Source organism: Gordonia sp. (in: high G+C Gram-positive bacteria) (genome assembly GCF_012515855.1).
Classification (GTDB): domain Bacteria; phylum Actinomycetota; class Actinomycetes; order Mycobacteriales; family Mycobacteriaceae; genus Gordonia.
In genome coordinates this window covers 21848-29311 of the sequence record NZ_JAAYXO010000263.1, presented here as the reverse complement: position 1 = coordinate 29311, position 7464 = coordinate 21848, and the positions used below count along the sequence as shown (strand labels likewise).

The window sequence follows — 7464 nt, the reverse complement described above, 5'->3', positions numbered from 1 at the left end:
GTTCAGCGATAATTCCATACCCGCGCGATTAGCTCAGTGGGAGAGCGCTTCCCTGACACGGAAGAGGTCACAAGTTCAATCCTTGTATCGCGCACCAGACATTCAGGCGAGGCCCGGTTTTCGAACCGGGCCTCGCCTGTTCCTGTTGGCGACCCCGTTTTCTGCTGGCAGCCCTGCCACCTGCGGTCAACCCCGCGTCCGCGCGAGCCGACCCGAGTTCGAGCAGTAGCTGCGCCCCGAACACCCCTTCCGCTCGAAACCCGCAGCCTGCGAGCGGTTTCCCCGCCGGAATTCACCCCCAGTTTGCAATTGGCAATCGGTGGAAGCTAGTGTTTGTACTCGCCGGTGAGCGACAGCGTCCACAAGACGAGTTCACCGGCATGCGGATGTGGCGCAGCTGGTAGCGCATCACCTTGCCAAGGTGAGGGTCGCGGGTTCGAATCCCGTCATCCGCTCGGAGTGGGCGTTCTCGCACACGATCGTCGCGAGCGTTCTCGCACCTGGTGGCGTGGCCGAGTGGTGAGGCAACGGCCTGCAAAGCCGTGCACACGGGTTCGATTCCCGTCGCCACCTCCACCGTGCACAAAGAGACAGCGTGCACGAACGCAGTAACCTGCACAATTGAAGATTCCCGCGCGATTAGCTCAGTGGGAGAGCGCTTCCCTGACACGGAAGAGGTCACAAGTTCAATCCTTGTATCGCGCACAGAGAAGAAGCCCGTCGGAACTCCGACGGGCTTCTTCGTTCATTTGGGTTCGGGACGGTCAGCACCCGACGGAGCGTCATGGCAGGATTGACTGGCATCCCAGTGGACTCCGCGCGGCTCTCGTCGTCGCGGCGCCGACTGAACCACCGTCACCGAAGGACCCGAGTTCCGTGCCCAGCCTCGCCATGCTCTTTCAGACCGAACTCGACCCGACGCTGACCGGGGAACAACTTGTCGCCCGCATGCTCGCCGACTTTCCCGATCTTGATCCGTCGTTGCTGTCCACCGAGCCGAGCGCCGGTGCCGACGCTCCCCTGACGCTCGGATACGGCGAACAGATGATCGCGCTACTGGGAGTGCCTGCTCCCGTCGGCGACGACCTCACCGAGATCGCGGCGTTCAGCCGTCTGTGGCCCACTGACGTGCCCGCACCGTCCGATTACGCGGCACACACCATCGTGACCGTCCTGCGTCCCGGAGAGGCCGGCTCCGGGCAGAGCGCAGTGCACGTCGAGTCGATCTCCGACGCCGTCCTGCTGTCGAAGGCGATCGCATCAGCCATCGCGCTCAGTGACTCGATCGTGGCCGTCTACTTCGGCAGCGCCAACCACCTCGTCGCCCCCGCGATGTTCCGAGACATGGCCATCGAGACCCTCCCGCAGCCGATGCTGCCGGCGTGGGTGGCGCTCAACATCGCTCCCCGACCGGACGGCATCATGACGGGGCACACCCGTGGCCTCGACATGCTGGGGTTGATGGACGTCGAGATCGTCGCCTCGCACGAATCGGCCGAGGAGACATTCGGGCGGATCGTCAACACCGCTATCTATCAGCTCGAGAACGGCCCGGTGATCGGCGACGGCGACACTCTCGGCGCGACCGCGGCCGCCGAAGTCGTCGCTCATCACGCCGCATCGCAAGTCGAGATCGACAAGACGGTGTTGTCGCTGGAGTTCGTCGGCGAGGAGTTCCCCGAGCTCGAGCCGCCCGCCGACCAGCCGCAGAAGCGCCGCTGGTTCGGCCGCAAGCGATAGCGCCGAAACTAGTTCGGTGACGCCACCGGCGTCAGGAGGATGAGCTCGGTCTCCTCGAGATCGTCCGGGTCCGCCGCGTAGTCGACCGCGAAGTAACCGGCATCGGCCTCCAGGGTGATGCCCGGCTCGAGCGGTGCTTCCTCAGCACACTGTTTGAGAGCCACGCCGATCAGGAGTTCAACAGTCTCCGGCGCTCCGACCCCAGACTTCGGCACGACGACGTCGAGGAGGCCCAGCGAGTCCAGCCCGCTGGTGTAGCCCCCGAACTCGTCCGGCGAGTCCGGATGCGGGCCTACCCCGAACTCGGCCCAGAGCAGGACTGGCAGCATCGGAGCGAACTGGATCACGGTGTCGCGCACGATGTCGGCGGAGACCAGCTGACTGGCCGTGTGGAACAACGCGGCCTCGATCGTGTCGGTGCAACCGACCAGCGACGCGATCACCATGCTGATCAGCCGAGCATCAGCGAGTTCCTCGCCGGTCTCCATCTCCCCTTGATCGACGAACTCGTCTTCGGTCAACGCATTGATGATCTCGTCGTCGGGAACCACCGACACCACGAAGTACGGGCCCTGGGTGTTGGGCGCCCCGCCGTGCAGAAGTCGACTCGTCTCCACCAGCGGCTCGACGTCGAATGCGAATGGATCCGTCATCTGAAAAACGCCGACCCGCTTGTCCTCGATCCGCACCGACAGAATGCGGCCGGCTTCGATGATGTCGTCGAGTTGCACCTGAGCGGGATCCAAGTGATCGGCCCAGTCCTCACGGATCTGAGCCACCAGCCGCTCCGCAGTCAGGTCGGGGTCGTCGGCGGATTGAAACAGAGTGACGAGTTGAAATGACACGGGACGGCTCCTGACGAGTTGTGCGGCTGTCCGGCTCCATTGGACCAGAAGTGACGAGTGCGAGCGAGGACGTTCAGCGAGACGCGGACGGGCACCACCCGGCTCGCATGCAGTTCTCGAGTTCTGTGACGTGAGCGGCGTGTCCGCACCCTCGGCGTGTCGCCCGACTTCCAGACCTCCACCGAACCGTCCCGACACACCGAGATCCACGACACGCCGTTTCGCATCAAAACTGACAGAGCGAACCGTGCGCTCCGACAACGCCACGATGGGCCGCCCGACATCACACTTCCTGGTGGCCGTCATCGACAACCACCACATCTCCGGCAGGCAATTGTGGGCTCTGACCGGCGTGTCCGATCCTCGGGCGTGTCGACATCCGCGACAAGCTCTGCTCCACCCCAAGATCCGCGAACCCCCATCCCGACCGGCCGGGCTTGAGATTCCGGACGACTGCGGCGTGTCCGAATTGTCGGCGTGTCGCATCGCCTGAACCATTCGGCACGACACGCCGAAAACCACGACACGCCGTTTCGCACCAGAACTGACAGAGCGGACCTAGCGTTCCCCGTCCCACCCCCACGAGCAGCACCGCACCTGCCGCTCCTTCCCGGGAGCGGCCGATCGCCAGTTTCTCGGGCCGGAGTCGACAACAGGGCGAGCGCCGCGAACCGACTCAGCCCTGCATCCTCACCGCCGCCGCTTCCGTGCCGCCGCCCTCCGCTGCGCACGGTTCGCCAGCACCGGCGGCGTCAACTGCATCACCCAGAACTCGGGGTCGTACTTGGACGGAACGATGTTGGCCTGGAACTCGCCGAACTCACTCTCGAGGGTCATCCCGTCTTCGACGACCAGTCCATGCTCGTACTGGAACATCGCGGCGTCCACCAGCACGCGCACCACAGTCTCGGCGGGCATCTGACTGTCGGGGATCTCGACGTCGTACAGCCGCAGGTCGGTGAGTCCGATCGTCTCCCCCGATGTCGTTCCGGCCTCGTCGGCGACGAGGAAGTCGACCCACGTGGTCATCGGCAGTCCCGGCGCCGCATCCAGCGCAACGCTGCGATAGGTGGCAGGCGGGATCAGCATGTCCGCGGTGTGGGCGAAGTCCGCCGTCAGCGAATCGGTGCAGGCCTGGACCGAGGCCGCCACCCGGGAGATCAGGATGGCTTCACCGATGACGTCTCGGTCGTCGTCGAGGTAGTACTCGTCCGGGTCATCTCCCGCGTCGACGTTGGGCAGGACGGTCACCACCAGCGACGGTCCGTGGATGTCGGGGAGCTCGAGCCCGTCCTCCCAGTAGGCGCTCACCTCGGCTGCGGTCTGGACGTCGAAGTCGTAGGGAATCCCGAACGCCGCGACGACCACCCGCGTGTTGTCGAAGCGGAACCCGATGGCCTCGATCGCCTTGGCGGAACCGCGGGTCTGTTCCTCCGTTTCGGGCACCACCGACGCGAATTCCTCGGCCAGCAGGCCACCCCAGTCCGACTGGATCTGCGCGAAGACCCGGTCGACGGTGAGGCCCGGATCGACGCGCGACTGGAACAGGCTGACGAGGAGGGGAACCATGGCGGTCCTCACTGTTGATCGAATAGCAGACGCCCAATTTCAGCAGATGTCTCGCCTCACCGGGAACCCGTTCGGCAGGACCGGACCGAACCCTGCGAAACTGGATCGGTGACCGCTCCTGAAGACTCGCCTCTCGTCGTCGAGACCGTGACCGACATCGGCCTCGCACCAGCGATCGCGGACGTCGCAGCGATCACTTTTCCGCTCGCGTGTCCGCCGCACTCCACCGCGGAGAACATCGCGGCCCATATTCGGCAGCATCTCTCGGCCGAGCGTTTCATCGGCTACCTCACCGACGCGCTCCACCAGGTCTTAGTCGCACGCAGCCGCGCCGACGGCGAGATCCTCGGCTACGCGCTGCTGGTACACCAGGCACCGACCATCGACGATGTTCACAAAGCCGTCGTCGCCATGCCCGGCGGGGCCGAGGCGATCGCGAACGACGCCGTCACCGAGATCTCGAAGATGTACGTGCTCCCCGATCATCACGCCGCACACAACGAACTCCGACCGGCGCACGCATTGATGGACGCGGCGATCGCGGCGGCCGCAGAGCGCGGTTCGACGCTGATCTGGCTCGGCGTCCACTCGGGCAACGAGCGCGCCAAGCGTTACTACGCCAAGATGGGTTTCCGCCAGATCGGCACCAAGAGTTTCAACATGAACGGCGCGATCGAGCACGACTTCGTGCTCGGGCAGCACCTGCACCCCTGAACTGCGAGTGCTCCGGTGAACTGCGAGTGCTCCGGTGAACTGCGAGTGCTCCGGCGGACGCGGTCAGTCCACCGGTCTCAGCTCACCGGCTCTGCAGAGTCGACGACCCGCGATCCTGCGGCGTCGACGATCAACGCTTGGTCGTCGTAGAGCGGCAGCAGAGTGAAGCGGTCGCCGTACTCGTTCAGGGTCCGGTCGATCAGTTCGCTCGGGTACGGCGGCAGTTGGCCGTCGGCATGCGGAATCACGACGGTGTCGGTGAGTCCTAGACCGCGGAAGTCGGCGAGGTCGAGGCCCATGCCCGGATCATCCATCAGCGCCGCCGGTTCGATGTCCGGCCCGGCGACCACCGCGCCGGCACTGAGGCCGACATACGGCATGCCGGCGCGCACCCGCTCGGCGATCATCGCGTCGGCTCCGCTTCGGCGCAGGCCGGTCATCAGGGCGAAGGTGTCACCGCCGGAGAGGTAGACGGCGTCGACGGCGGCGAGGTCGTCCTCGACGCTCCCCTTCCGCAGGTCGATGTTCACCACGTGATAGCCGAACCGCACCAGTCGTTCGCGCTCGGGACCGGTGAAGGGCTCATCGAGGAGATGCCGCTGACCTTCGTCGATGTAGCCGATCTTGATGTAGCGCTCCCCCTGCACGGGAGGCAGGTGCTCGGTGAGTGCCCCGGCACCGAGGGACAGGAGGATCAGCGTCCCTTGGTGGTCGGCATCGGTGTGGTCGACATCGGTCTGGTCGACATCGTCAGGCATTCGTCTCCTCTGCCGTACGGTTGGTCAGTCGTTCGCCTCGGCGAAGCGGGAGAGCGCGAGGAGTCGGGAGGTCGCGCGCAGGTACTTCTTACGGTAACCGCCCGCCACCATCTCGGGGGTGAAGATCTCATCCAGCTTGACACCCGAGATGCTGACCGGGATCTCCCCGTCGTAGAGGCGGTCGGCCAGGGCCACCAGGCGCAGTGCGACGGCCTGGTCCTGCGCCGGGTGGACGTTCTTGATGCACACCAGCGTGACGCCCTCGATCAGCGACTTGTACTTCGACGGATGCAGCTTCGCCAGGTGCTCCACCAGATCGTCGAACTCGTCGATGGTCGCGCCGACAGTGTTCTCGGCGAACTGCTCGAGTTCGGCGTTGGTCGACGGCTCGGGGGCGGGCGGAAGGTCGCGGTGCCGGTAGTCGGGGCCGTCCACGCGCAGGGTCTCGAAGATCGCCGAGAGCTTCTGGATCTCGCGAAGGAAGTCCTGGGCCGCGAAGCGACCCTCACCGAGCTGGCCGGGCAGGGTGTTCGACGTGGCGACGATCGAGACGCCACGCGCGGTCAGCTCGGTCAGCAGTCGGGAGACGACCATCGTGTCACCCGGATCGTCGAGCTCGAACTCGTCGATGCACAGCACGCTGTGATCCGACAGTCGATCGAGCGCGTCGATGTAGCCGAGCGCGCCGACCACATTCGTGACCTCGCCGAACGTTGCGAACGCCTTCGGTCCGGGCATCGAGTGATACACCGAGGCGAGGAGGTGCGTCTTGCCGACGCCGAAGCCGCCGTCAAGATAGAGGCCGATGCCCTGCGGGGGCGCCGCCTTGCGGAAGAAGCCCTTCTTTCCGCCGGTGCGCACCTTGGAGGCTCGCGCCACGAAGTCCCGGGCAGCATTGACCGCAGCACTCTGGCTAGGCTCATTGGGGTCGGGGATGTACGAGTCGAAGCTCACGTCGTCGAACATCGTCGGCGGAACCATTTCGCCGATGAGTTGGTCGGGAGCCAGGACCGGGTTCCGATCGCTAAGTCGTGCCAGCATTAGCCAAGGGTAACGACGACCCCCATGATGGACTCATGTTCATCATGCAGAAAGCGACTGACGTCACAACCGACCGGCTGACTGCGACCTACCTGTTCCCGGCGTCGGATCGTCCGGTGATCCGCGGAAACATGGTGGCCAGCATCGACGGCGCCGCCACCGCCAACGGAAAGTCCGGCGGACTCGCTTCCGACGGCGATCATCAGATCTTCCACCTCCAGCGTGCCCTCGCCGATGTCATCGTCGTCGGCGCGCACACCGCGGTGGTCGAGGGCTACCGGCCCCCGACCGTCGACCAGCAGTACATCGCTGACCGCGTCGAGCGGGGACAGAACGCAGTCCCGCCGCTGATTCTGGTCTCGCAGTCCCTGAACATTCCGGACGACTACGCGACCATCGCCGACCCCGGCGTGATCATCGCGACGTGCGCCGAGGCGCCCGACGGCGCACGAAAGAGGCTCCAGGCGGCCGGCGCGACCCTCGTCGACTGCGGTGAGACGAGCGTCGACCCGCTACTGCTGGCCGACGAACTGCACCGGAGAGGATTGCGGCGCGTTCTCTGCGAAGGCGGCCCACGCTTCCTTGCCACCATCGCCGCCGCAGGCCTGCTGGACGAGCTGGCGCTCACCGTGAGTCCAACGCTGGTCGGCGGCGACGCCCAGCGGATCGCCCACGGTGCCGCAGTGCACGTCGACCGCGGACGCATGCGACTTCGACATCTGATCTCCGACGACGAGGGCTATCTCTACCAATTGTGGGAGCGTGCCGATCCGCGGTCGACGACACAGAACGGCTAG

The 7464-nt window shown here is 65.5% G+C and carries 7 protein-coding genes and 4 tRNA genes; 7 read left to right on the top strand and 4 right to left on the bottom strand.

What is annotated here, in order from left to right:
• Window positions 1-22: 22 nt before the first annotated feature.
• The 5 genes from GX543_RS18165 (at window position 23) to GX543_RS18145 (ending at window position 1740) form a co-directional block, all read left to right on the top strand.
• A tRNA-Val gene (locus tag GX543_RS18165) sits at window positions 23-97 on the top strand.
• A 285-nt stretch (window positions 98-382) separates the two neighbouring features.
• Window positions 383-455: transfer RNA gene (locus GX543_RS18160), tRNA-Gly, on the top strand.
• A 47-nt stretch (window positions 456-502) separates the two neighbouring features.
• Window positions 503-576: transfer RNA gene (locus tag GX543_RS18155), tRNA-Cys, on the top strand.
• A 57-nt stretch (window positions 577-633) separates the two neighbouring features.
• Window positions 634-705 (top strand) — tRNA-Val (locus GX543_RS18150).
• Window positions 706-876: 171 nt separating this feature from the next.
• Entirely contained in the window at window positions 877-1740 is an 864-nt protein-coding gene (locus GX543_RS18145) for a DUF4261 domain-containing protein (protein ID WP_290853963.1), read from the top strand.
• An 8-nt stretch (window positions 1741-1748) separates the two neighbouring features.
• Here the strand turns inward: GX543_RS18145 and GX543_RS18140 are convergent, their stop codons facing one another.
• Together GX543_RS18140 and GX543_RS18135 are read right to left on the bottom strand one after the other, a co-directional pair.
• Window positions 1749-2585, bottom strand: a complete 837-nt coding sequence (locus GX543_RS18140; protein ID WP_290853962.1) for a hypothetical protein — start codon at window positions 2583-2585, stop codon at window positions 1749-1751.
• A 690-nt stretch (window positions 2586-3275) separates the two neighbouring features.
• On the bottom strand, window positions 3276-4154 hold the full coding sequence (locus GX543_RS18135) for a hypothetical protein (RefSeq protein ID WP_290853961.1): 879 nt from the start codon (window positions 4152-4154) through the stop codon (window positions 3276-3278).
• Between the two features lie 108 nt (window positions 4155-4262).
• On the opposite strand from GX543_RS18135, the gene GX543_RS18130 reads away from it, so the two are divergent.
• A complete protein-coding gene (locus GX543_RS18130) occupies window positions 4263-4868 on the top strand; it encodes a GNAT family N-acetyltransferase (protein WP_290853959.1) in 606 nt (201 codons plus the stop codon).
• Between the two features lie 77 nt (window positions 4869-4945).
• Here the strand turns inward: GX543_RS18130 and GX543_RS18125 are convergent, their stop codons facing one another.
• Window positions 4946-5626, bottom strand: coding sequence for a Type 1 glutamine amidotransferase-like domain-containing protein (locus GX543_RS18125; RefSeq protein WP_290853957.1), 681 nt, complete (start codon window positions 5624-5626; stop codon window positions 4946-4948).
• A 24-nt stretch (window positions 5627-5650) separates the two neighbouring features.
• Window positions 5651-6667, bottom strand: coding sequence for a cell division protein ZapE (gene zapE / locus GX543_RS18120; RefSeq protein ID WP_290853955.1), 1017 nt, complete (start codon window positions 6665-6667; stop codon window positions 5651-5653).
• A gap of 44 nt (window positions 6668-6711) precedes the next feature.
• Here zapE and GX543_RS18115 point away from each other — a divergent pair, with 44 nt between their 5' ends.
• Window positions 6712-7464 carry a pyrimidine reductase family protein gene (locus tag GX543_RS18115; RefSeq protein WP_290853954.1) on the top strand — a complete coding sequence of 251 codons (753 nt, stop codon included), beginning with the start codon at window positions 6712-6714 and terminating at the stop codon, window positions 7462-7464.

Coding starts and splice junctions, on each gene's coding strand:
- GX543_RS18115 (WP_290853954.1), top strand. CDS start 6,712: ATGCAGAAAGCGACTGACGTCACAACCGACCGGCTGACTGCGACCTAC.
- GX543_RS18125 (WP_290853957.1), bottom strand. CDS start 5,626: ATGCCTGACGATGTCGACCAGACCGATGTCGACCACACCGATGCCGAC.
- GX543_RS18135 (WP_290853961.1), bottom strand. CDS start 4,154: ATGGTTCCCCTCCTCGTCAGCCTGTTCCAGTCGCGCGTCGATCCGGGC.
- zapE (WP_290853955.1), bottom strand. CDS start 6,667: ATGCTGGCACGACTTAGCGATCGGAACCCGGTCCTGGCTCCCGACCAA.